This window comes from Thalassomonas sp. M1454 (assembly GCF_007097525.1).
Lineage (GTDB): Bacteria > Pseudomonadota > Gammaproteobacteria > Enterobacterales > Alteromonadaceae > Thalassotalea_A.
The window spans coordinates 60309-84780 of sequence record NZ_VKDD01000006.1; the positions used below are offsets into that span (position 1 = coordinate 60309).

The 24472-nt window shown below is 37.6% G+C and carries 21 protein-coding genes and 1 tRNA gene; 6 read left to right on the forward strand and 16 right to left on the reverse strand.

Annotated elements, in window-relative coordinates; genetic code table 11:
• The first annotated feature begins 48 nt into the window (after positions 1 to 48).
• Positions 49 to 1362, forward strand: coding sequence for a leucine-rich repeat-containing protein kinase family protein (locus FNN08_RS12970; protein WP_143586469.1), 1314 nt, complete (start codon positions 49 to 51; stop codon positions 1360 to 1362).
• Between the two features lie 57 nt (positions 1363 to 1419).
• Here FNN08_RS12970 and FNN08_RS12975 read toward each other — a convergent pair whose 3' ends face one another.
• The 4 genes from FNN08_RS12975 to FNN08_RS12990 form a co-directional block, all read right to left on the reverse strand.
• Complete coding sequence (locus FNN08_RS12975; RefSeq protein ID WP_143586471.1) at positions 1420 to 2994, reverse strand: sialate O-acetylesterase; 1575 nt, start codon at positions 2992 to 2994, stop codon at positions 1420 to 1422.
• Between the two features lie 141 nt (positions 2995 to 3135).
• Complete coding sequence (locus tag FNN08_RS12980; protein WP_143586473.1) at positions 3136 to 4533, reverse strand: fibronectin type III domain-containing protein; 1398 nt, start codon at positions 4531 to 4533, stop codon at positions 3136 to 3138.
• A gap of 275 nt (positions 4534 to 4808) precedes the next feature.
• Positions 4809 to 5159: a RidA family protein gene (locus FNN08_RS12985; protein WP_143586474.1), complete on the reverse strand. Its 351-nt coding sequence runs from the start codon at positions 5157 to 5159 to the stop codon at positions 4809 to 4811.
• A 65-nt stretch (positions 5160 to 5224) separates the two neighbouring features.
• Positions 5225 to 5309 (reverse strand) — tRNA-Leu (locus FNN08_RS12990).
• A 244-nt stretch (positions 5310 to 5553) separates the two neighbouring features.
• Here FNN08_RS12990 and FNN08_RS12995 point away from each other — a divergent pair.
• Positions 5554 to 6054: an RDD family protein gene (locus FNN08_RS12995; protein WP_143586476.1), complete on the forward strand. Its 501-nt coding sequence runs from the start codon at positions 5554 to 5556 to the stop codon at positions 6052 to 6054.
• A 112-nt stretch (positions 6055 to 6166) separates the two neighbouring features.
• Here the strand turns inward: FNN08_RS12995 and lptG are convergent, their stop codons facing one another.
• Together lptG and lptF are read right to left on the reverse strand one after the other, a co-directional pair.
• Positions 6167 to 7231 (reverse strand): LPS export ABC transporter permease LptG, encoded by a 1065-nt coding sequence (lptG, locus tag FNN08_RS13000; RefSeq protein WP_143586478.1) that lies wholly within the window; start codon positions 7229 to 7231, stop codon positions 6167 to 6169.
• Positions 7231 to 8340, reverse strand: a complete 1110-nt coding sequence (gene lptF / locus FNN08_RS13005) for an LPS export ABC transporter permease LptF (RefSeq protein ID WP_143586480.1) — start codon at positions 8338 to 8340, stop codon at positions 7231 to 7233. Before lptF ends, lptG begins: the two co-directional genes overlap by 1 nt.
• A 252-nt stretch (positions 8341 to 8592) precedes the next feature.
• On the opposite strand from lptF, the gene pepA reads away from it, so the two are divergent.
• From pepA to FNN08_RS13025, 4 genes are all read left to right on the forward strand, one after another.
• Complete coding sequence (gene pepA, locus FNN08_RS13010; RefSeq protein ID WP_143586481.1) at positions 8593 to 10098, forward strand: leucyl aminopeptidase; 1506 nt, start codon at positions 8593 to 8595, stop codon at positions 10096 to 10098.
• Between the two features lie 2 nt (positions 10099 to 10100).
• Positions 10101 to 10553, forward strand: a complete 453-nt coding sequence (locus FNN08_RS13015) for a DNA polymerase III subunit chi (RefSeq protein WP_143586483.1) — start codon at positions 10101 to 10103, stop codon at positions 10551 to 10553.
• A gap of 17 nt (positions 10554 to 10570) precedes the next feature.
• Complete coding sequence (locus FNN08_RS13020) at positions 10571 to 13426, forward strand: valine--tRNA ligase (RefSeq protein ID WP_143586485.1); 2856 nt, start codon at positions 10571 to 10573, stop codon at positions 13424 to 13426.
• Between the two features lie 175 nt (positions 13427 to 13601).
• A complete protein-coding gene (locus FNN08_RS13025) occupies positions 13602 to 14741 on the forward strand; it encodes a YdiY family protein (protein WP_185962668.1) in 1140 nt (379 codons plus the stop codon).
• Positions 14742 to 14837: 96 nt separating this feature from the next.
• On the opposite strand, the gene rraB is transcribed toward FNN08_RS13025, so the two are convergent.
• The 10 genes from rraB to FNN08_RS13075 form a co-directional block, all read right to left on the reverse strand.
• Positions 14838 to 15230 (reverse strand): ribonuclease E inhibitor RraB, encoded by a 393-nt coding sequence (gene rraB, locus FNN08_RS13030; RefSeq protein WP_143586489.1) that lies wholly within the window; start codon positions 15228 to 15230, stop codon positions 14838 to 14840.
• Between the two features lie 4 nt (positions 15231 to 15234).
• Positions 15235 to 15984 carry a 1-acylglycerol-3-phosphate O-acyltransferase gene (locus tag FNN08_RS13035; protein ID WP_143586491.1) on the reverse strand — a complete coding sequence of 250 codons (750 nt, stop codon included), beginning with the start codon at positions 15982 to 15984 and terminating at the stop codon, positions 15235 to 15237.
• 177 nt (positions 15985 to 16161) lie between these two features.
• The gene (parC, locus tag FNN08_RS13040) at positions 16162 to 18420 is read right to left on the reverse strand and encodes a DNA topoisomerase IV subunit A (protein WP_143586493.1); all 2259 of its coding nucleotides are present in this window, start codon (positions 18418 to 18420) and stop codon (positions 16162 to 16164) included.
• A 141-nt stretch (positions 18421 to 18561) separates the two neighbouring features.
• On the reverse strand, positions 18562 to 18987 hold the full coding sequence (locus tag FNN08_RS13045; protein WP_143586495.1) for a VOC family protein: 426 nt from the start codon (positions 18985 to 18987) through the stop codon (positions 18562 to 18564).
• A gap of 163 nt (positions 18988 to 19150) precedes the next feature.
• Positions 19151 to 19678: a hypothetical protein gene (locus FNN08_RS13050; protein ID WP_143586496.1), complete on the reverse strand. Its 528-nt coding sequence runs from the start codon at positions 19676 to 19678 to the stop codon at positions 19151 to 19153.
• Between the two features lie 195 nt (positions 19679 to 19873).
• A complete protein-coding gene (gene parE, locus FNN08_RS13055) occupies positions 19874 to 21763 on the reverse strand; it encodes a DNA topoisomerase IV subunit B (RefSeq protein ID WP_143586498.1) in 1890 nt (629 codons plus the stop codon).
• A gap of 68 nt (positions 21764 to 21831) precedes the next feature.
• Positions 21832 to 22407, reverse strand: coding sequence for a YqiA/YcfP family alpha/beta fold hydrolase (locus tag FNN08_RS13060; protein ID WP_143586500.1), 576 nt, complete (start codon positions 22405 to 22407; stop codon positions 21832 to 21834).
• Between the two features lie 34 nt (positions 22408 to 22441).
• Positions 22442 to 23239, reverse strand: a complete 798-nt coding sequence (locus tag FNN08_RS13065) for a metallophosphoesterase (RefSeq protein ID WP_143586502.1) — start codon at positions 23237 to 23239, stop codon at positions 22442 to 22444.
• Between the two features lie 6 nt (positions 23240 to 23245).
• On the reverse strand, positions 23246 to 23689 hold the full coding sequence (locus FNN08_RS13070; protein ID WP_143586504.1) for a DUF1249 domain-containing protein: 444 nt from the start codon (positions 23687 to 23689) through the stop codon (positions 23246 to 23248).
• Positions 23690 to 23700: 11 nt separating this feature from the next.
• A complete protein-coding gene (locus FNN08_RS13075; protein ID WP_143586506.1) occupies positions 23701 to 24342 on the reverse strand; it encodes an NUDIX domain-containing protein in 642 nt (213 codons plus the stop codon).
• Positions 24343 to 24472: the final 130 nt, after the last annotated feature.

The following is a 24472-nucleotide window of genomic DNA, read 5'->3' on the forward strand; positions in this document are numbered from 1 at the left end:
GTTTTATCATAAGCACACGAGTAATAAACTATATAAGGCTGGCTTTAAGTGCAAACATTAGCACAACTTACCTCAGGTAAATTAAAACATAGTAAGCGATTACAGTTAGTTGAGAATTTAACTGTGTTTCCGCAGGAAATATTTAGCTTAGCCGATTCTTTAGAAATACTGGATTTATCAAACAATCAACTGTCAGCATTACCTGATGAATTTTCTTGCTTAAAAAACTTAAAAATATTGTTTTTATCGCAAAATAACTTCACTGAACTCCCCTCTATTTTAAAGCAATGCGAAAGTTTAGAAATGATCGGCTTTAAAAGTAACCAAATATCTAAGATTGATGAAGATTCATTGCCTGAGAAAACTCGTTGGTTAATTTTAACCGATAATGAAATTACTTCATTGCCGGATTCAATGGGCTCTTTAGCAAATTTACAAAAGCTTATGTTAGCGGGTAACAAACTATCAAAATTACCTAGCAGTATGAATAACTGTAAAAAATTAGAGTTAATCCGTTTGTCCGAAAACCGATTAACCGAATTGCCAAATTGGTTATTACAACTTCCTAAGCTGGCTTGGTTAGCGTTTTCAGGTAACCCGGTTAGTACATATGCTAAAAGTGATATTGTGCAGATACCACAGGTTACTAGTGACGATTTAGCAATAGGCGAATGTATCGGTGAAGGTGCATCGGGCATTATTTACCATGCAAATTGGCTAAATAAACCAGAGTCTTTGAGTAATAATTTAGCACCGATAGCTGTAAAGATATTTAAAGGTAACATTACCAGTGACGGCTCACCAGATGATGAGTTAAATGCTTGCTTAAAAGTTGGTTTTCACTCTAACTTAGTTTCTGTAAGTGCATTACTCAAAACTCAAGATAAGTTAGGTTTGGTCATGAACCTTATACCTAGAAATTACTTTAATTTAGGCCTCCCTCCCTCTTTTAGCAGCTGTACTCGTGATACATTCGATTTAGATAAACAATACTATTATCAGGAAATACAAAAAATGTGCTTGGCTATGCTTAATGCAATTGAACATATGCATAGTAAAGATATTTGCCATGGCGACATTTACGCCCACAATATTTTAATTAATCAAGATTGTCAGCTGTTGTTTGGTGATTTTGGTGCAGCATCAAACTATGGCTTACTGCCTACAGAGCAGCAGCGTTATATTGAAATCATTGAACTAAGAGCTTTTGCTTGTTTAATAGATGACTTAATTGGCTTAGCTAAAGATATCGATGTAAGACCTAAATATTATCTACAACTAAAAGAGTTACGCGATAATCTTATCAACAATTCAATAGATAATTTCACTTCAGTTAACGATGCCATCGAATTGCTCAAATAATAAAAAGCCGCTTTAATCTTGAGAAGATTAAAGCGGCTTAAGATTTAAATTTAAAAGCTAATTACTGCTAAAAGGTGAAGCCGGTAAACCTTCTTTGTTGTACAAATTAATAGTACTTGGGTTATCAGCCCATCCATATTTTACTGCAACAGGCTTGCTAATTTCAGGATGACTTACTTCAACAAACTGCTGTTTACCTTTAATGCCAGGTAAAATTTTAGCCTCAGCCCATACGTAATTACCATCACTACCCGCAATTGCAAAGCCAGTTAAAGGTTTACCATCATCGGTTGTTAATCCAGAGCCAACATCACTAAATTTAAGCTTTATTTTACTATCCATAACCTCTGCTGATTGATAACTTGGACCGGATGAAACAACATCTTGATTATATTCATTTTTGAGCGCAAGCAGTGATAAACGACGACCTAATTCCATTTTATTTTTTGGATGAATATCATTAGCATCACCAATATCAATTGCCACAGCAATATCTGCATTATTTAATGCTTTGGTGGCACGGCGCATCGATTCTCTAGTGTTTGGCCAGTATTGCTCGGTTTCCACCGGGTTAACCTGTGGCTTTTTAAAGTTAGCTAACTGCACCGCATAAAATGGCAAATCGCTCTTGTTCCAGTCAAAGCGATAGCCATTAATTAAACTCGTTAATTGCGTCTGATAAAAGTTACCTTTTGCAACTGATTTAGAGTTAGCTTCACCTTGATACCAAAGTACACCTTTTATTGCGTAAGGCTTTAATGGGTTGATCATACCGTTATATAGATTACTTGGATAACGTTGAGTTGTATGTGGGTGCTGTGGTTGCTTGGGTCTTCTTTGTTTAAATTTTTGACCTGCGGTTTTAGCTGCATTGCGGTCATTTTTCCACTTTGCTAGTTTTTGCTGGTATTTGTCTTGTTGTTTTTTCTCATTATAATTCGCTGCCCACTTATCTTGCTGTGCTATAAGCTTTTGAGTTGCTTCATGTTCAGATTGCGCACTAGCAGACAACCAAGATTCAATTGGCGTTCCGCCCCAGCTTGAATTAACAATCCCAACTGGAACACCTAATTTATGGTGTATTTCTCTAGCAAAAAAATAAGCCGTCGCGGAAAAGTTTGCTACGCTTGTTTCATTTGCCACTGTCCAATTACCTGTAACATCTTGAGCAAGTGACTTAGAAGCATTTTTCTGAACAGTAAACTCTCTTATATGAGGAAAATTAGTTTCACCAATTTGCTGTTTCGACAGTTTAAGTGCTTTTATCGTAAAAGCCATGTTTGATTGGCCTGAAGCTAACCATACCTCTCCTACTAATACATTATTAATCGTTACCGTATTACTTGCTTTGAATTCAATAGAGTATGGCGTTGCTTTATTGTTGTTTGCTACAGGGGTTGTTAATGTTGTTTGCCACTTACCGGTTTTATCGGCAGATACCGTTACACTATCTCCCCAACTAGCTGAAATGGTCACTTTCTCACTTGGCTCTGCCCAACCCCATATTGCCGCATCGGTTTGCTGCTGAATAACCATATTATCAGTGAATAAGTTAGCCGGTTTAACTTTGGCAAATGCACTAAAACTTGTTAATGCTGCACAGGTTAATGTTGTTATTATTGTTTTATTCATTACTTACCTATTTTTCAAGCTTATATTTCAGGGTATATTTTTAATGTACATATAAAAAAGAAGTAAATAATTTACTTCTCTTTCTTTATAACAGCAATTTTATTAATTAACTTGGTATAAATACTAGCTAATTGATATTTTTTAAAGTTTTAAGATATTACGTCTTAAAATCAATAAACCACTAGCAAGTAGCCAAACTAACGAGCCTCCACCTGAGCTAGAATCTGATTCAGGCTCTTCAACTTCTGGTGTTGGATTTGTCGTAGGATCAGGTGTCGTTGGTGTCGGAACTATCTCACCTGTCATATCAACCACATCTGAGTCTTGTGATATATTGAACGATCTATCTGTGGCAGTAACATAATATTCGTAACTATTACCCTCAGATATATCTAAATCAATATATTCTTTTGTGTATACTTTCATATCAACAGGCTCAAATGCAGAGCCATTGACCGAACGATAAACAATATAATGTTCGATAGGATCATCAATAGAATCATATTGCCACGTCAAAACTAATTTATCCGATGTAATATCTAAAGCTAAATCAGTTGGCGCTTCAGGCGGGGTCATATCTATTTCAGTACGAAAGTATTCGTTACCTAAAGTAGACTCTCCTGTATAAACCTCATAACCAGCACGTACCGATTTAATCCACAACTCATCATCCATTTTTTCATTTGCTAAAGATAACTCTTCTGCAGGTAAATCAGTAAACTGCAAATAATCTTTAGCCGAGTCGACGAACGTTTTTAAAGGATGATCTAAATATGGAGCAACATTAGCATTATCTATAGGGATGTATTTAACATGAACTTTATTATTTTTATGAACATTATTATGTCCTTCAGGATAGTTAAAAAATTTATACCTAACTCCCCAATGATATTCTTTGCCGTCGATAGTCAATACAAACGGTTTTATACTATTATCTGAATTTCTTGCGAACCACCAATATGAATTATTACCTTTTGATTTATCTGTTAATTTGTCTTGCTCATAACGCTCTAACTGAATGACAACATCAAAATCTCTATCGTCTTCGTTAGGTTGTAGATGTGCACCTAATGAATCTAAGATTACATTAATAGTAGCCCACCACTGATCATCTTCATCATAAGCATTTTGCTGGAAAGTTTTCCATTGTAATCTAAAGCTATTATCTAACTCTTTGATTTGAATTGGCATGCCTGTCAAAGTAATATCGCCAGGATGCCATTTTCCACCATATTTGACACCACCAACAGCTCCTTGAACATAGCCGTCAAAGCCGGTAGTTCCTGGAATATTTTTATACTCCATAGAAAATGCAGCCCCTAACTCATCAACTTTTGAGGAGTCATAAGTCATGGTACTTATTATCTGGCCTTCAGAATTTTTATCATTGTGTAAAGGATTTGATAAGGAATAGCGATCATCTTCAATACTAATAGTAGCTGACAACACTTCTCTTTCTTCAGCATTTAGTAATGTTGAAAAACTCGCACTCATAGTCAACAAAGTTGATGTTGCTAACAACTTAAAATTGTTATTCATTTAAATAATCTCTTTATATTTATATCAAAGTCACAATAGTGCATCTAAAAATACTCGTTTTAGACCAATACAATGTTTTATTTGAATTGAACTTGGCTACAGATTATTACAAAACCAACACACAAGTCAACAACCTAGAAAACGTTTTCTTTAAACGAAAAACCTATAGAAAAACACAATCAACAATATCAATCCAACAATTACACTACACATAAAAACAAAACTCAAATATAACGTTTACTTAACAGCAATATAACCAACGAAAAGTATTTGAGTTAGATTTCTGCTGCAATCACTGATATTTCAACGAGTAATTCATCTCTAGCCATATTAGCTGTAACGCAGGCTCGAGCAGGAGCAAAACCATCTGGGACCCATTTATCCCAAACAGCATTCATCTGTGCAAAGTCATCCATGCTTTTTATATAAATAGTCGCAGATAGCATATGTTCTCGAGAGCTACCAGCTTGTATCAATAACTGATCAACCTTAGCCAACATTGTCTCAGTTTGTTCAACAATACCTTTAGTAGCATCGGCACAAACTTGCCCACATAAGTACACTGTACCGTTATGTTTTACTATGCGACTCATTCTTGCCTTTGTTTCTAATCTTTCAATTGTCATTGTTTTTCTCCATTTTATTCAAGACATAAAAAAACCCCGCTATTGCTAGCGAGGTTTATTTAAGTTGGTAGCGCTGGTCGGAGTCGAACCGACACTCCCGAAGGAACCAGATTTTGAATCTAGCGTGTATACCAATTTCACCACAACGCCAAAGTACTTTTTTGTTTCGCTTATTTAACTAAGCAAAACAAATGTATTTGATGCTAGGCATTATACGAAACTACAATGGGCAAGCAAGCCTTTTCTAATGCTTTGCTTGCGGATGAACAAGATTTGGGCAGTTGTAAAGAAGTTAAACTCTACTAATCGCACAACAATGTCAAAAAATTATAATTTTTGTCTTTTATTTGAGTAATGATAGACTAGCGAAAATTTTAATTGTGAGTGTATTATTTTGTCTACTATTGAACCTAATTTCCCCAGAGCTGGATTTCGACGACGCTTGGGCTCTTATATCTATGATGCATTAATTGCTTTGGCTGTTTTCATGATAGTTGGCTATATAGGTATAGGTATCATGATTTATTTAGATCACTTAGGCTTAATCAGCATAGTACGAAATAGCTTTGAGATTGATTGGCAAAAAACGCCAACTTTTTACAATGCTTTATTCCATACTTGGAATATCTTTTGGGTTAGTTATTTCTTTATCTATTTTTGGTCTAAAAAAGGTCAAACAATTGGTATGCGTGCATGGCGCTTAAAAGTACAAAACCTTGATGGTAGCCTAATTTCAGCGAAAACGGCTGTTATACGTTTACTTTTTACTTTACTCGGCTTAGGGAATTTATTGGTCATCGTTGACCGTAAAAATAAATTAGCATTACAAGATAGGATATCAAATAGTGAAGTTGTTGTGTTTTCTTTAGAGGCTAATAAAGCAAACCTCGAGTAATACCAATTCCATTAAGTTTCAACTCATTAAGCAGCATTTATAAAAGCAAAAGGTCCGATTAAACCACCCTTTTGCTTTCTAATACTTTTAAGCTGTAATGCTTATATTTTTATTAAACTTTGCGCTGTAATAAATAAACCGCAACGACAACAAATAACACACTCGGTAAAGTTGCTCCAAAAAATGGAGGTAGATCGAAAGTTAAGGTGATCGAACCAAACATTCGATTAGCAAAATCATAAACGATACCTGTGCCTATGCCCATCATAATTCTTGCCCCCATAGAGGTAGAACGCAATGGACCAAATATATAAGATAAAGCCACAAGCAGCATAACAGCAACAGTAATGGGCTGCATAACTTTTCGCCAAAAAGCCAACATGTAGCGGCTATTGTCTTGCTGATTTTTATCAAGATAATCGAGGTAGCTAACCAAACCTCGAATAGATAATGATTCAGGCTTTACTGTAACCACGCCTAATTTATCTGGGGTAAGCGAAGACTTCCACTGACGACTATCTTCATTAATAGTATTAATTCTATCATCACTAAAATGCGCAGTGCTAATACCATGTAAAAGCCAATGGTCACCAACAAAATTAGCTTTTTCTGCAGTCAGCCAAGTTTGCATTTTTAAGTTATCATTAAATTTATAGATAGCAATACCTTTTAAGGTGCCAGTATCGAGTACCTCAGCAATATTAACAATAAACTCCCCATCTTTTGCCCATACTCCACTACTTGAGGAGATCAAACTGCCACTAGAAATAGCTTTCGCCTTTACCTCCCTAGCAGTTGCTTCGCCTTTAGGAGCAAGAAACTCACCAACCAACATACTCATCACAATTAAGATTGCCGCGGTTTTCATCACTGACTTAATGATTTGAACTTTAGACAAACCTGCTGCTTGCATAACGACAAGTTCACTATTACTTGCCATCATACCTAAGCCTATTAAGCCGCCAACAAGAGCTGCCATAGGGAAAAATATTTCTATATCCCTTGGTACTGAGTATAACGAAAATAGACCCGCATGAATTAACTCATAATTACCTCTGCCGATATAACGCATTTGCTCGACAAATTTGATGATGGTGCTAACGCTTACCAAAACGGCAAGGGTTAAAAATGTGGTGGTTGCAATAATACGACCGATATAAAAGTCTAGAATACGCATTAGCTTTTACTCCGGCTAAATTTAGCTTTCATTTTCTTACCACTTTTTCTACTTTTAAGTAGTAAGCTCCAGCCTAAAAATAATGCTACAAGGTGAACTGGCCACAAACCGACTGCAGGAGAAATAACACCATCTTCAAGAGCTGACTTTGCGCTAGTTAAAAAGATGAAATAGCCCAAAAACAGCATTAATGCCGGAAACATTTTGGCAAACTTACCTTGTCTTGGATTGACCACACTGAGTGGCACGGCAATTAACGTTAAAATGATTACCGCCAACGGGAAAGATAAACGCCATTGTACTTCAGCTAGAGCTTCTATTGAATCGTCTTGCCATAAATCAACGGTTGGTATCGCTTCTAATTTACGGCGTTTCTCTTTGGCTTTTTTATCCTGGATTTCCATTTCATAATTAGCAAACGTTATGGTTTGATACTCATTTTTTGCTGCATTTTTTTCATAACGATTACCCATTTCAAGCTGAAGACGTTGCGTGCCGTTATCGGCTTCATAAACTTTACCTTTAGCCGCATAAATCAAATTAACTCGACTCGCATCTTGCTCTTTGTCATCAGGTACTTGCGCAACAAACACCTGATCTAATTCATTGTTTTCATCTATATTTTGAATAAATACCACGGCTTCGTTATTACTTGTTTTTTGAAAACGCCCTGCAACTAAAGCTGACAAACCAACGTCTTTCGATAACTCTTCTTTAACCACATATTCCTGCTCAGCCGAAAGTGGTGAGAGATAAATTGTAAAAGCGCCGGTGATTAATGCATTTAATAGTGCCGCAACTAAGGTAACCCGCACAACATACCACTCACTCACACCACAAGCATGCAGTACGCTCATTTCGTTTTCGGCATAAATTCGCCCATAAGCAAGCAAAATACCAAGAAACAAACTTAGCGGCAGCATAACGCCAATGAGATGTGGAATAGTTAAACCAATAAAGGTTAAGACCATTTGCGCGGGGATCCCACCTTCTGAGGCATCTCCAAGAATACGAACAAATTTTTGACTGATAAAGATTGTCATCAGCACGAGGAAAACTCCTAGCTGAGTACGAATAACTTCACCGAACAAATATCGAAAAATAATCACTGATTTAATCCAAAAAACTTAGTTTTTTTCTGACAACGGATGCTTTTTTAAGTAAACTTACCGTTTTTATATATAATTTAATTTTGGCGCCTAAAGCGAATCAATCGTAAAGTAAATAGAACTGGCTATAATAATAGCCTAAAGCACGATTAAAAGTATAAGTAAGTCTATCTTCTTAAACTGGATTTTAGCAAGCTAATCTAACTATACCAAGCCAAAAACAACTATTTAAACATATTATTAGGAGTGTTCATGGAGTTCAGTGTAAAAAGTGGCAGCCCAGAAAAACAACGCAGTGCCTGCATCGTAGTAGGTGTATACGAGCCACGTCGTTTATCTGCTGTAGCTGAGCAACTTGATGAAATTAGCGGTGGCTATATTTCAAACCTTCTTCGCCGCGGCGATTTAGAAGGAAAATCTGGACAAATGTTGTTACTACATCAAGTACCAAACATTTTAAGTGAGCGCGTTTTGCTTGTTGGTTGTGGTAAAGAACGTGAACTAGACGAACGTCAATATCGTCAAATAATTAGTAAAACCATTAATACTCTTAACGAAACCGGTTCTATGGAAGCTGTATGTTTCTTATCAGAGTTACACGTTAAAGGCAGAGATACTTACTGGAAAGTCCGTCAAGCAGTTGAAGCGACCCAAGACTGTTTATACACATTTAATAGCTTAAAGACTCGCAAAGAAGAAGCTCGTAGACCGCTTCGTAAAATCGTTTTTAACGTACCTACTCGCCGAGAGCTACCTTTAGGTGAGCGCGCTGTTGCTCATGGTTTAGGAATCGCTGCGGGGGTAAAAGCTTGTAAAGATGTGGCCAATTTACCACCAAACATTTGTAACCCGGCTTATTTAGCCGAGCAAGCTCATCAACTTGCAGCCCAAAATGACAAAATCAGTACTCATGTTGTTAATGAAGCTGAAATGGAAAGCTTAGGAATGGGCTCCTACCTTGCCGTTGGCCGTGGTAGTGTCAATGAGTCATTAATGAGTGTTATTTCTTATAACGGCGCTGAAAGTGACGTTAAACCGATTGTCTTAGTTGGCAAAGGCTTAACTTTTGATTCAGGTGGGATTTCATTAAAACCAGGCGAAGCTATGGATGAAATGAAATATGATATGGGTGGTGCTGCAGGTGTTTTAGGTACGATGAATGCTTTAGCAGAACTTGATTTACCTATTAACGTAGTTGCCATTTTAGCAGGCTGTGAAAACATGCCTGATGCTAATGCTTACCGCCCAGGTGATATTTTAACTACTATGTCAGGACAAACCGTTGAAGTATTAAACACTGACGCTGAAGGTCGCTTAGTATTATGTGATGCCCTTACCTACGTAGAACGCTTCGACCCAGACGTAGTTATCGATGTAGCAACGCTAACGGGTGCTTGTGTTATCGCTTTAGGCGCGCACGCAACAGGCTTATTAAGTAGCCATAATCCTCTTGCCCATGAGTTATTAAATGCTTCAGAGCAAAGTGGTGACAGAGCATGGCGCTTACCTTTATGGGATGACTACGCAGACCAACTAGAAAGTCCATTTGCTGACTTTACTAACTTAGGTGGCCGAGCAGCAGGTACTATAACGGCAGCAGTATTCTTATCTAAGTTCACCAAAAAATATAACTGGGCACATTTAGATATTGCGGGTACGGCATGGCGCGGCGGAGCAAATAAAGGCTCAACGGGTCGTCCAGTAAGTATGTTAACGCAATACTTAATTAACCGCAGTGGCCAAGAACAAGGCGAGTAATAATGGCGCAGGTAACCTTTCATTTAATGGCTGAAAAAACGTCACAAGAATCTGTGAGTGTTGAGGAATACCTGCAAATTGCTTGTCAGCAAGCAGCCCACAATTACCGTTTAAATAAACGAGTGTTTATTTATGTGTCTGATCAAAAATCAGCACATCAAGTGGATGAGTTACTTTGGGCATTTGATGCCGATAGTTTTGTTCCACATAACCTTCCCGGTGAAGGGTTAAAAAGCGGTTCGCCAGTAGAGATAAGCTGGCAAGCACCGACAAACAATAGAAACATTTTAATTAATTTGACCAGTGAAGTTCCAGACTTCGCCCGTCAGTTTTCTCAAATCATAGACTTTGTGCCTGGTGATGAAGAGTTAAAACAACTTGCTCGTTTACGATATCGACAATATCAACAACAAGGCTTTAAAGTTGACACTCAAAAAACCACACAAGCAGCGTAAGACAAAAGTAAGAAATCATGGAAAAAACATTTAATCCGTCACAAATAGAGCAAACTTTATATTCTTCATGGGAAGAAAAAGGTTACTTCAGTCCAACCGGCGAAGGCGATGGCTACTGTATCGCTATTCCACCACCGAATGTGACCGGTAGTTTGCACATGGGTCATGCTTTTCAGCAAACCATTATGGATACTTTGATCCGCTACCAACGCATGCAAGGTAAAAATACCTTGTGGCAAACAGGTACGGACCATGCGGGTATCGCTACGCAAATGGTGGTTGAGCGTAAGATTGCCGCTGAAGAAGATAAAACTCGCCATGATTACGGCCGTGATGCTTTTATCGATAAAATTTGGGAATGGAAAGAAGAGTCTGGTGGAAATATCGGCGAGCAAATGCGTCGCTTAGGTAATTCTATCGACTGGTCACGTGAACGCTTTACCATGGATGATGGCATGAGTAATGCTGTACAAGAAGTTTTTGTACGCCTATTCGAAGATGATTTAATTTACCGTGGCAAACGTCTTGTTAACTGGGATCCTAAATTGCACACAGCGATTTCAGACTTAGAAGTTGAGAACAAAGATAAAAAAGGCCATATGTGGCACTTCCGCTACCCGCTTGCCGATGGTGTAAAAACTCAAGATGGCAAAGATTATATTGTTGTAGCGACTACTCGTCCAGAAACCATGCTTGGTGACACTGGCGTAGCGGTAAACCCGGAAGATCCTCGTTATAAAGACTTAATTGGTAAAAATATTTTATTGCCATTAGTTAATCGTTTGATCCCTATCGTTGGCGACGAGCATGCTGATATAGAGAAAGGCACTGGTTGTGTAAAAATAACTCCAGCTCACGATTTCAATGATAACGAAGTAGGTAAACGTCACTCTTTACCTATGATTAATATTCTTGATAAAAATGGCGCTATCTTAGCAAATTCAGAAGTTCATAATAGCAATGGCGAAATTTGTGATGCTTACAGCACAGATTTACCAACTGCCTACGCAGGTCTTGACCGTTTTGCTGCGCGTAAAGCAATAGTCAACGATTTTGAATCTCTTGGTTTACTTGATGAAATTAAAGATCATGATTTAACCGTACCTTATGGCGATCGCTCAGGTGTTGTTATTGAGCCATTACTTACAGACCAATGGTATGTAAGAGTTGAAAAACTAGCTCAACCTGCAATTGCAGCCGTTGAAGATGGTGAAATTGAGTTTGTACCAAAACAATACGAAAACATGTATTTTGCTTGGATGCGTGACATTCAAGACTGGTGTATCTCTCGCCAACTTTGGTGGGGCCACAGAATCCCTGCTTGGTATGACGAGTCTGGCAAAGTATTTGTTGGTCGAACTGAAGAAGAAGTTCGTACTAACAATAACTTAGATTCATCAGTTGTTTTATCACAAGATAACGATGTATTAGATACTTGGTTCTCTTCTGCACTGTGGACTTTCTCAACGTTAGGCTGGCCTGAAGAAACCGAAGATCTGAAAAACTTCCACCCTACCGATGTACTTGTTACTGGCTTTGATATTATTTTCTTCTGGGTTGCACGTATGATCATGATGACCATGCACTTTAACAAAGACGAAAATGGCAAAGCGCAAGTACCATTTAAGAAAGTTTATGTTACCGGCCTTATCCGTGATGAGAACGGCGATAAAATGTCTAAATCAAAAGGTAACGTGGTTGATCCTTTAGATATGATTGACGGTATTTCTTTAGAAGACTTACTAGAAAAGCGTACTGGCAATATGATGCAACCTAAGCTTGCAGAAAAAATTGCTAAATTAACCCGTAAAGAGTACCCAAATGGCATTGAAGCTCATGGTACTGATGCCCTGCGCTTTACCTTAAGTGCTGTAGCGTCAACTGGTCGTGATATCAGCTGGGATATGAAACGCTTAGAAGGTTACCGTAATTTTACCAATAAATTATGGAATGCCAGCCGCTACGTATTAATGAATACCGAAGAACATGACTGCGGTAAGGATGGCGGCGAGATGCAGCTATCTCTTGCAGATAGATGGATCATAGGCCAGTTCCAACAAACAGTTAAAACTGTACATACCGCATTTGAAACATTCCGCTTCGACTTAGCCGCACAAGCACTTTACGAGTTTACCTGGAATCAGTTCTGTGATTGGTACTTAGAGTTAACAAAACCAGTATTGTTTAAAGGTAATGAAGCCGAGCAACGAGCTACTCGTCATACACTAGTTAATATACTAGAAGCATTACTGCGTTTGATGCACCCGATCATGCCTTATATCACTGAAACTATCTGGCAACGTGTTGTGCCACTTACCTCACAGCAAGTAAGTATTGATAGCATTATGATGCAAACTTACCCACAATTTGATGAGAGCCAATTAGATGAATTAGCAATTAGCGATTTAGAATGGGTTAAGAGCTTTATTGTTGCTATCCGTAATATTCGTGGTGAAATGGATATTGCGCCAAGTAAGCCTCTACCAGTATTTTTAAAAGGTGCATCTGTTGATGACATTCGCCGTCTTGAAAATAACAAAACCTTCTTAAGTTCGCTTGCAAAACTAGAGAGTATTGAAGTATTACATGCCGATGAAGAAGGACCTGCGTCAGCTACAGCGGTTATAGGTGAAATGAGCGTACTTATCCCTATGGCAGGTCTTATTGATGTTGATGCAGAGCTTGCTCGTTTAACTAAAGCAATGGATAAGCTTGAAAAAGACGTGCAACGTACTCGCGGTAAACTTAGCAATGAAAACTTTGTTAGCAAAGCGCCTGATGCAGTTATCGCTAAGGAAAAAGAAAAATTAGCCGATGCTGAATCTATGCTAGCAACATTAGCCCAGCAAAAGCTCACTATTGCTAATTTATAGAAGTTTATTTAAAGTAATTTAAAATTTTGCCAGCTATTAAAGGTTTAGTAGTTGGCATTTTTCAAGGAACTTAGAACCCTCTAATAATAATTAGGTTATCTAAAGCAGTATAGAATATATGTTTAAATTGATAAAAAACTTAACACTATTGTGCTTATTTACAATGAGTGCATTTATGGTAAATGCTCAAACTGATGAAATAGATGCTAACAATTTTAGCGAAAACCCAAATAAAGTTTCAAAAGAAGTCAGCGCCCAAGTAAAAACTACGGCAAAGCCAACAATGCAAAAATGGCAAGTAGATGTCTTAAACTTACCTGAAGGCTATGATTGGGTACTCCTTAAAAATGGTGAATTATTTAAGGGTGAAGTGGTTTCAATGTATCAAAACAGTATTGAGTTTGACTCAGATGAAGTTGGACTGATCAATCTAGATTTTGATGATATCGATCAGCTTCGCGGCACTCAAATTATGAGTATTCGCTTTGATAATGATGAAGTTGTTGAAGGCAAAATTTATATCCATGAAGGTATTATCACTTTCTTAGATAAGCCAGAACTGCAATTTCCACAAGATACTGTACTAGCCGTTGCGCGCTCAAAAGAAAGTGGGGAAAGTTTATGGGACGGTAGCGCGAGTTTTGGTGTTAATTACCGCAGTGGTAATACTGAAAAATTTGACTACAGTGGTCAAATTAAATTAAGACGTTTAACTTCAACCTCCCGCGTTCTTATTAACACCGCCTCGAATTACTCTGAAGTAAAAGATGCAGAAACAGATGAAAACGTTAGAACCGTTAAAAATACTCGAGTAACAGCATCCTATGATTGGTTTTATTCTAGAAAGGTGTTTTTCAGAGTTCCTGGTTTTAGCTATTACACTGATGAGTTTAAAAATATAAAACATCAAGTCGGCTTAGGGGTTGCCGCAGGTTATGTTATTTATGATGAAGCTCACCTTAATTGGGACTTCCATGTTGGTCCTAGTGTTTTATACACCGAATATGAACAAGTTGAAGTAGATCAAGACGACACCCAATCATCTCCAGTAATTGAAGTTGGTACCCGCTATAATTACGATTTAACTAAAGACATTGAGTTTTTCTTAGAATACACAGTTAAATTCGTAAATGAAGAGTCAGGATCGCAATTACATCACCTTGAGGGCGGATTTGATATCGAGCTTATCAGTGACTTTGATTTAAACTTAAAAAGTATTATTGACCGAGTTGAAAAACCAATTCCTGATACTGAAGGTATTTATCCAGAAAAAGATGATGTGTTATTTATCGTTAGTATAAAGTACTCGTTCTAATTAATATAAGTCTATTTTAGACGAAATACAGACATTAAAAAGGCTTACATGGTAAGCCTTTTTAATGTCTAATAATAAGCGCTATTAGTACCTCTATTACTCTTCGAAGTAAGTTCCCCAACCATCGTATTCAACATTATGTTTTTTAGCGAATTCAAACATTTCTTTAGTTTCTGCTTTAATATCTTCTTCATCTAAATATTGCTCTGTGGCGATATCAAATGCAAATATACGAGCACCGTTTTCTAATTGCGCCTCTTCTGGCTCTTCAACTTCTAAACCTAGTTTAAAAGCAGCTATGGCAGCAGTTTCTAATAGATCAAAATTACTACTAGCAAAGTGATGCTCTATCGTGTGAAGCGCATCATCATTAGAACCATCTTCGAGTAATTCGTTAACTAATTCATCGGTATGGTCAAACCATTGTTGTAATTCAGGATCATCGGTAGTGATCGGCTCTTGGTTCTCTGTTGTAGGTTGCTCGCTCATTTTATCATCCTGCTTTCTTGCTATCTGAAACAGTAAATGGGTTGCCTGCTTCATCACTAATTTCATTAATTTTTGCTAACATCAACTCGTGAGTACTATTAGCAATGTGTCTGATTGAGGTATTTGAGTCATCCTCTATTTCAATTGGATCTAAAAACTCAACAATCATTTTACCATTATTCCAGCGGTTTAATTTAACCATATCATGTGAATTACTTACACAAATTGGAACAATCGGTACACCAGCTTGTTTAGCCGTATGAAATGCACCAGTTTTAAAAGGTAATAAGCCTCGGCCATAACTGCGCGTACCTTCTGGAAATAACCATACCGATAAATTTTTATCGCGCATTTTTTGTGCCGCAGTTGAAATTGTATTATGTGCCTTAGAGCGGTTGGCGCGATCAATTAGTATGTTACCGGTAAACCAATACATCTGGCCAAAAAATGGGATCCAACGTAAGCTTTTTTTACCTATGGTTACCGTTCTTTTAGGTAAACAGGCACTAATAGTGAAGATATCGTAGCTATTTTGATGGTTGGCTACATAAACCACGGGACACTCTTCTTTGTACCCTTTAGGTTTTCTGATCTCAACCTCAATACCAAAAATTTTACCAAGCTTGCCCATAAAAATAGCCGTTACATGAGCATTATTTTTATTTTTAGGTCTAACCATGCAAAGTGTAATCGAGAATAGACTAATCACAAAAATTAAAATCGTCACCAAAATGATACGAACAACAGCTAACACTACAATCTCCAAAAATTAAGCAGAGTAACCAATATTAAGTTATCAATCTGCCTTGGCAATATGAATAAAGGCGCAATTATACACAAACTTAGTTGATTTAGCATATAGAAAAAAGCCAGTAATAAAATTACTGGCTTTGGGTATCAACGATATAGATTAGCAATAGTAAAGAAGATACTAATCGTCTGTACCTACTTTTATTGACTCAACCCGCTGTAATCCACGTGGTAGCTTATTACCTCTTCTACCACGTTCGCCTCGATAATGTTCAAGATCCGATGGTTTCAAGGTTAACTTGCGTTTACCTGCAAATAAGGTAACCGCTTGCTCTTCACCAATAATAGATAAGATAGTGACATATTCCTCGCGAGTCTTGGCCCGAGCTGAAGGTATATTAATTATCTTATTACCTTTACCTTTACTCAGCTGTGGCAGATCTTTTAATGGGAATATCAGCATGCGACCTTCTGTGGTAATAGATAAACATAGTTGCTCATCTACGCTGTCCACCTGTGATGGTGGTAATACTTTTGCCGCAGGAGGCAGACTAAGCAATGCTTTACCGTTTTTATTTTTACTGACCATATCAGCAAACTTACCGATAAAACCATAACCAGAATCACTAGCAAGTAAGAATTTTTGCTCATCGTCAGCCATAACAACATTGGTGAACGTTTCACCTGGTGCTAAATTAAAGCGCCCAGTAAGTGGCTCACCTTGGCTTCTTGCCGATGGTAATGTATGTGCATCTGTAGCAAAGGCTCGACCTGATGAGTCAATAAATACAGCAGGGCTATTACTGCGCCCTTTTGCTGAACATAAGTATTCATCACCAGACTTATAACTTAATGCATTAGCATCAATGTCATGGCCTTTGGCGGCTCTTGCCCAACCTTTATCAGATACAACAACTGTAACCGGCTCTGATGGCATAAGATCTTTTTCATTTAACGCTTTTGACTCAGCTCGTTCAACAATTTTAGAGCGACGCTCATCACCGAAATCTTTCGCTGCTGCTAGGATTTCTTTTTTCATTAGCGTATTCATACGAGCTTTCGAGCCAAGAATTAATTCGATTTGATCTCTTTCTTTCGCTAGTTCATCTTGCTCTGCACGTATTTTAATTTCTTCTAGCTTAGCTAACTGACGAAGTTTAATCTCTAAAATGGCTTCCGCTTGCGTTTTACTCAAGTCAAAACGCGACATTAACTCGGCTTTTGGATCGTCGTATTCACGAATTATCGCGATCACTTCATCAATGTTTAAATAAGCAATTAATAAACCATCAAGAATATGTAATCGAGCAAGCACTTTATCTAAACGATATTGCAAGCGGCGACGAATAGTTTCACGGCGATACTCTAACCACTCAGATAAAATAGTTTTAAGATTTTTAACCGCTGGACGGTTATCCAAGCCTATCATGTTGATATTTACACGATAACTTTTTTCTAGATCAGTGGTTGCAAATAGATGCTGCATTAATTGCTCAATATCAACACGGTTTGAACGTGGAACAATGACTAATCGAGTTGGATTTTCATGGTCTGATTCATCACGTAAATCAACAACCATAGGCAGTTTTTTGGCAACCATTTGAGCAGCGATTTGTTCTAAAATTTTGCCGCCAGCGGCTTGATGTGGCAGTGAAGTAATAACAATATCACCTTGTACTACATCGTAAACCGCACGCATTTTAATGCTGCCACGTCCGGTTTCATAAATTTTATTAATTTCAGCTTTTGGGGTAATTATTTCTGCATCAGTTGGGTAATCTGGACCTTGGACATGTTCAAGCAGGTCGGTAACTTCAGCTTTAGGTTGCTCAATCAGGTGCACACAGGCATCAGCAATTTCACGAACGTTGTGTGGCGGAATATCTGTTGCCATACCAACAGCAATACCAGTGATACCGTTTAATAAGATATGAGGAAGACGAGCAGGTAAGGTCTTAGGCTCTTTCATCGTACCATCAAAGTTTGGTGCCCAATCAACCGTGCCTTGTCCTAGCTCTGATAATAAAACTTCACTAAATTTTGATAATTTTGCTTCGGTATATCGCATCGCAGCAAATGATTTAGGATCATCTGGAGCACCCCAGTTACCTTGACCGTCAACGAGTGGATAACGATAAGAAAATGGTTGCGCCATTAACACCATAGCTTCATAACAAGCTGAGTCGCCATGCGGATGAAACTTACCAAGTACATCACCAACGGTACGAGCGGATTTCTTATACTTAGCGGCTGCATTTAAACCAAGTTCAGACATTGCGTAAATAATACGACGTTGTACAGGCTTTAAACCATCACCAATGTGCGGCAATGCCCTATCCATGATTACATACATGGAGTAGTTTAAATAAGCATCTTCAGTAAAACGTCGAAGCGGTAGCTGTTCAACGCCATCAAGATTAAGATCGATTGCATCAGACATAAATGGTGATTTCCCTAATGTGAAGCATATTGTTCAATATTATTATAATTTTATTACTTCTACTTTAGCCCAAAACAGCCTTGCACTGAATAGACTTTTAACGATTTATTTAACTTTTAGCGATTTAACTATGAAAATATGTTAATTCTTAGCGTAAATCTTCTCTGCCAGCTCCATATCCCAGAAGCTTGCTTCTATTTTATGACCTTCCGGATCAATAACAAAACAACCGTAATATGGCTCACCGTACTCAGCTCGAGGACCCGGCTTACCGTTACAGCTTGCCCCAGCAGCTATAGCTACTCGATAAAAGTCGTTTACCTGTTCTTTATTTGTCGCCATAAAACCTATATGAGAACCATTAGCAATGGTGGCAGGTTGTTGATCAAAAGGAATTTGTAGCCAAAATGTTGGATAGCCTTTGCCATAGGCTACTGCTTGCTCGTGGTTTGTTACTCGCTCAATGTTCAAGGTTGCCAGTACTTTGTCATAAAACTTAATCGCTTGCGGTAAATTATTAGTGCCAATAGAAAGGTGGCAAATAGTTTTATCTTCTTGTTTTAACATCCATCGAGGCCTTAATTTGTGTAACGCTGTAATACTAAGTTGATTAAATTAGCATTTATTATGGATTTATTTTAGGTTTTTAACGAGGGGGACGCAATGATGATACTGCAGAAACAAAAAAGGCAATGAAGTCCTTGCCTTAAAGATATTGAGATAAGCTTACTTACTCGTTTAACTCATCATTCATACTAAACTTCATACCTTTGAGCATGGCTTGCATACTTAAACCCGTTTTATTAAATTGATAAACGGTAATATCACCAATAACTAGGCCATCAATCATAGAGTTTACTGCAGTTGCTTCAACCCGTTCATCAAAGCTCCAGCCTTCGTTAATAAAGGATTGCATTCTTTCTTCAGTTTTAAAGACAAATACGATTCTAAAATCACGACCACCGACACCAACACCAACGCCGCCGCCAACAACTTCCATATAAGTTTTTTCACCAGTGAGATTGTTATACACAGCGCCATGGCCATTACCCGCAGAAATCAAACCTAAATTAACTTCTGCAGCACTGAAAATAGCAAAACCAGGTGAGTCATTAATTTCGTGAAGTGTGCCGGGGCTAATTTGTTCAATATCACCTAAAATCTTAGAATGCTGACTCGCAATTTGCATGCGGTTATCTGCTGTAGTTGAACAAGCTGATAAAAATATTGTTAGCAGCATTATGCTAATTCTTTTCATGGGAAGATCCTAAAATTGAATATGGTAATCAAATAATGTATTTGTTTTGTTAAATCTTAGTATAGAGAATAAGTAACCTTTGTTTGAGGTTAAACTGTTAGTAAATTGTAGTAATTATGTAACCGAAGACATAAAAAACTCTCTTAATATAATTAAGAGAGTTTTATTCTATTAAACGCTGATATCTAACAAGTTTTAATCAAAATCAACCAAGTTACCTTTTTCTTGTAGCCATTCTTTACGATCACCTGCACGCTTTTTCGAGAGTAACATATCCATTACTTCCATCGTCGTATCGAATTCATCAACCGTGAGTTGTACCAAGCGACGGGTATTTGGATCCATAGTTGTTTCACGCAGTTGTAATGGGTTCATTTCGCCCAAACCTTTAAAGCGTTGTACATTAACTTTACCGCGTTTCTTCTCAGCTTCAATTCTATCTAATATGCCATCTTTTTCTTGCTCATCTAAAGCGTAGAAAACTTCTTTACCAATATCGATGCGGTACAGAGGAGGCATTGCAACAAACACATGTCCTGCTTGTACAAGAGGCAAAAAGTGTTGAGTAAATAAAGCACAAAGTAAGGTTGCGATGTGCAATCCATCCGAATCGGCATCCGCTAAAATGCAAATTTTGCCATAGCGCAGTGTTGATAAGTCTTCACTATCAGGGTCGATTCCTAGCGCAACAGATATATCATGAATTTCTTGAGAAGCTAGAATTTGTCCCGATTCAACCTCCCAAGAGTTAAGAATTTTGCCTCGAAGTGGCATTATCGCTTGAATGTCTCTATCTCTTGCTTGTTTTGCACTACCGCCGGCTGAGTCACCCTCTACTAAAAATAGCTCAGTACGCTCTGGCTCTTGCGAGCCACAATCTGTTAACTTTCCTGGTAGTGCCGGACCTTGCGTAACTTTTTTACGAACAACCTTTTTACTTGCTCGCATACGGCGTTGAGCATTTGAAATACAAAACTCAGCTAGCGCTTCTGCAATTTCAGTGTGCTCGTTTAGCCACAAACTAAATGAATCTTTAACTACCCCAGAAACAAAAGCAGAACATTGTCGAGAAGATAATCGCTCTTTAGTTTGTCCTGCAAATTGTGGGTCTTGAATTTTAACCGACAAAATATAAGAACATTTATCCCAAATATCATCAGGGGTTAATTTAACACCTCTTGGGATCAAATTGCGAAACTCACAAAACTCACGCATAGAATCCAGTAAGCCTTGGCGTAAGCCATTTACATGAGTACCACCTTGAATGGTTGGAATAAGGTTAACATAACTCTCGCCAATACTTTCACCACCTTCGGGTAACCAACTTACGGCCCAGTCAACGGCTTCATTTTTAGCCGAAAATGCGCCAACAAATGGTTGTTCTGGTAGGTTAACGTAACCTTTAATCGCTTCTTTAAGATAATCTTCTAAGCCGTTTTGATAACACCATACTTCTTTATTGCCTGTGTTTTTATCATGGAACTTAATCGTTAAGCCAGGACATAAAACTGCTTTAGCTTTTAAAATATGCATCATCTTAGAAACTGAGAACTTAGCCGTATCAAAATAACTCGCATCAGGCCAAAATCGCACTTGCGTACCGGAGTTGCGTTTACCAACGGTACCTACTTCGGTTAATTCAGTTACTTTTTCACCATTCTCAAACGCCATTTCAAATATTTTTTGATTACGTTTAACTGTTACTTCTACTCGCGTAGATAAAGCATTTACGACGGAAATACCAACACCGTGTAAACCGCCAGAGAATTGATAGTTCTTGTTAGAAAACTTACCACCGGCGTGTAATCGACAAAATATTAATTCAACGCCAGGAACACCTTCTTCAGGGTGAATGTCTGTTGGCATACCGCGGCCATCATCGGTAACTTCTAATGATTGGTCTTCATGGAGTACAACTGAAATATTTTGCGCGTGCCCTGCCAATGCCTCATCGACGGAGTTATCGATTACCTCTTGCCCTAAATGATTAGGTCGCATGGTATCGGTATACATACCTGGACGTCGGCGCACAGGATCAAGGCCACTAAGGACCTCAATGGATTCGGAGTTATATTGATCAGTCATGAATTATTCTGGCCATTAAATTTGTGATTTACTTTATTGTTATAAATTTTTGTTATGCAATGATGTCGTTAAAACTGAAAGAATTCCGCAATTTTAGGAAGCATTTGCTCAAAATGAATAAAGCTATGATCGCCGCCTTTTTGCACTTCCAGTTTACAATTACCATACTTTGCAACTGCCTGTTGATAATCTAACACTTCATCCCCTGTTTGTACCATAACAAAAAACATTTTTTGTTGGCAAATTTCACTTTCTATTAACTTTAATTGTTGCATATGCTCAGGGGTAACTTGATAAACCTCTCCTGTATGAGGATTTACTTGTTCACCAATATAGTCCGCCAATAATAAGTAAGGTGTTACCGCAGGATTTATCAGTACCGCAGGTCTTTTATATTTATCCACTAAATAAGTGGCAAAATAGCCACCTAAAGATGAACCGGTAAAATACCAATCAGTATTAGGTTGCGCTTCTATAATATCGCAAAGCTGCTTAATTGCGGCCTCTGGTGTTGATAATATTTGCGGAACAACAACCTCTATTTCAGGGTAGTGTTGTTGCATATATTGTACTGTTAATTGTGCTTTTAATGACTGTGGCGAGCTATTAAAACCGTGAATAACTAATATTTTTTTGTTTTTCATATTGGGTATTAACTAATGGTAAAAAGACGATTGTTTATTGCTCAAGGTAAACCAACTCAGTACTGAAAGTATTATTCGCATTTAAATTAATTAAACGAAAGCCTGGCCCCTGTGCTAAAGCTGAAACAGTTTCGCAGTTAGGATCAAACTGAATAGACGTCGCCGGACAAGCATAAACAGGCACTTTAAACTCGATGCTTTTATCAATTGTTATACCTCTATGGACATGGCCATGAAAAATGGCTCTAACATTTTTACAGCGATTAACTTTTTGCCAAAACTCCATTTTGTTTATTAATCCATGTTTATCGATAAAGTAATTTACATCGATAGGATGGTGATGCATAAAAACTAAACTGGTTTTACTAGCACTTAACTGTTCCATGCGGATAAGTTCTTGTGCTGAGACAACGCCAGCAGGTGTCTCACTTTTCGAATTAACTAATATCAGTTGCCAAGACTCAAGTTCAATTTGTTTCGCGATTTTTATCTGCGGATGAGTAAGTTCAGATGCAAGTAAATCAATCTCGTCATGGTTACCAGCTAACCAGTACAGCTCGCAGCCTAGGTCAAACTCTAAAACAGCATAATTAAATGCTTGCAGGAATAATTGATACGAAGCAGTTGAATGATCTTGGGTTAGATCACCTGTAAAAACAATACAGTCTAAATAATCTACTGTAGATAAAGCTTTAAATACCCTCAATAGATTTTCATAAACGACTTGCCCATGATGCTTAGCGTCAATTTGCGCGAATAAATGACAATCGCTTATTTGAGCAATAACAACTGGCTTGGATTTAGAGTTAATAATAAAGTACCGAATTAAGATGCTAAGTTAATTAAGCTTAACAGGTGTTTGCCCCTGACTTAAGCACAGCTGCAACCATTGCGTTAAAAAGTAATGATTTTGCTGCTTTTCATCAGGTTGGTGCATTTTAGGGTTAGGGTAATCATAACGAGGTTTAATCTGCCGAATATGCTGACTTTCTATAACTTCAGCTAAACGAGCATCATGGTATATGCGAATTAACATGCATGGGAATGTTAATAGTTTCGCTTTTGATGCTTGGCTAGTATTTATTTCTACCTGACGAAATTCAATCACGTGGGTATATTTAGATTTTTCTTTAACGGTGAGCTGATAAGATAAATGTTCATTGATAAAAAATTCACGGCGTTGGTTTACTTCATCCAGATCAGCTAATAATCGGGTAAGCAACATATAGTTAATTTCAAAACTGTTAATCAAGCCTTTTAGGCTAGGTTTGTAATTTGCCATAAAATTTTAATCTAGTTAATTTGCCCTTTTGCGATTTTTTTATAGTTCATCGCCAGCCATTGTAAACCTATAATGGTTGAGGCATTTTCAATTTTACTTTGCTCAAGCCAAGTAAGAGCTTGCTTCCTTGAAACTACATGACTCAAAATATCTTCATTCTCACATTCTAATCCTGCAACCTCACCTGATGAAAGTTCACTGGCATCAATAATAGCTAAATACATATACAATTTTTCACTACAACCACCAGGTGTAGATAAAAAATTCATCACATGATGGACTTTGTCTTTATCTATAAATAAATTGGCTTCTTCTTCTGCCTCTCTAATTGCAACATCCACCGGGCTTTCATTGTCACCAAACATACCGGCAATAAATTCTAACATCCATGGCGATTCACTACTGCGCAGTGCGCCGGCTCTAAACTGTTCAATTAGCACCACTTTGTCTGTTATAGGGTCGTACGGTATTAAGACAACCGCATCACCTCGTTCAAATATTTCTCTGGAAAACGTATTACTGCTACCACCATTAAACAATTTGTGTTGTATTTGATACTGATCAATACGAAAAAATCCTTGATATTTAATATCTCGCGACTTGACCAATACATCATTCGCGGTAAACTGTTGTATATTGTGTGATTTAGTCATAATTTGTAATTCTTTTAAGCTATTACAATGTGTTAGAAAAAAATTCTGTTACACTTTATTTAAGCTAATACTAAAATATAGTTTCAGCATAGCATTAATTATCGTTACACTTTAAGAGCTTTCATAAGTT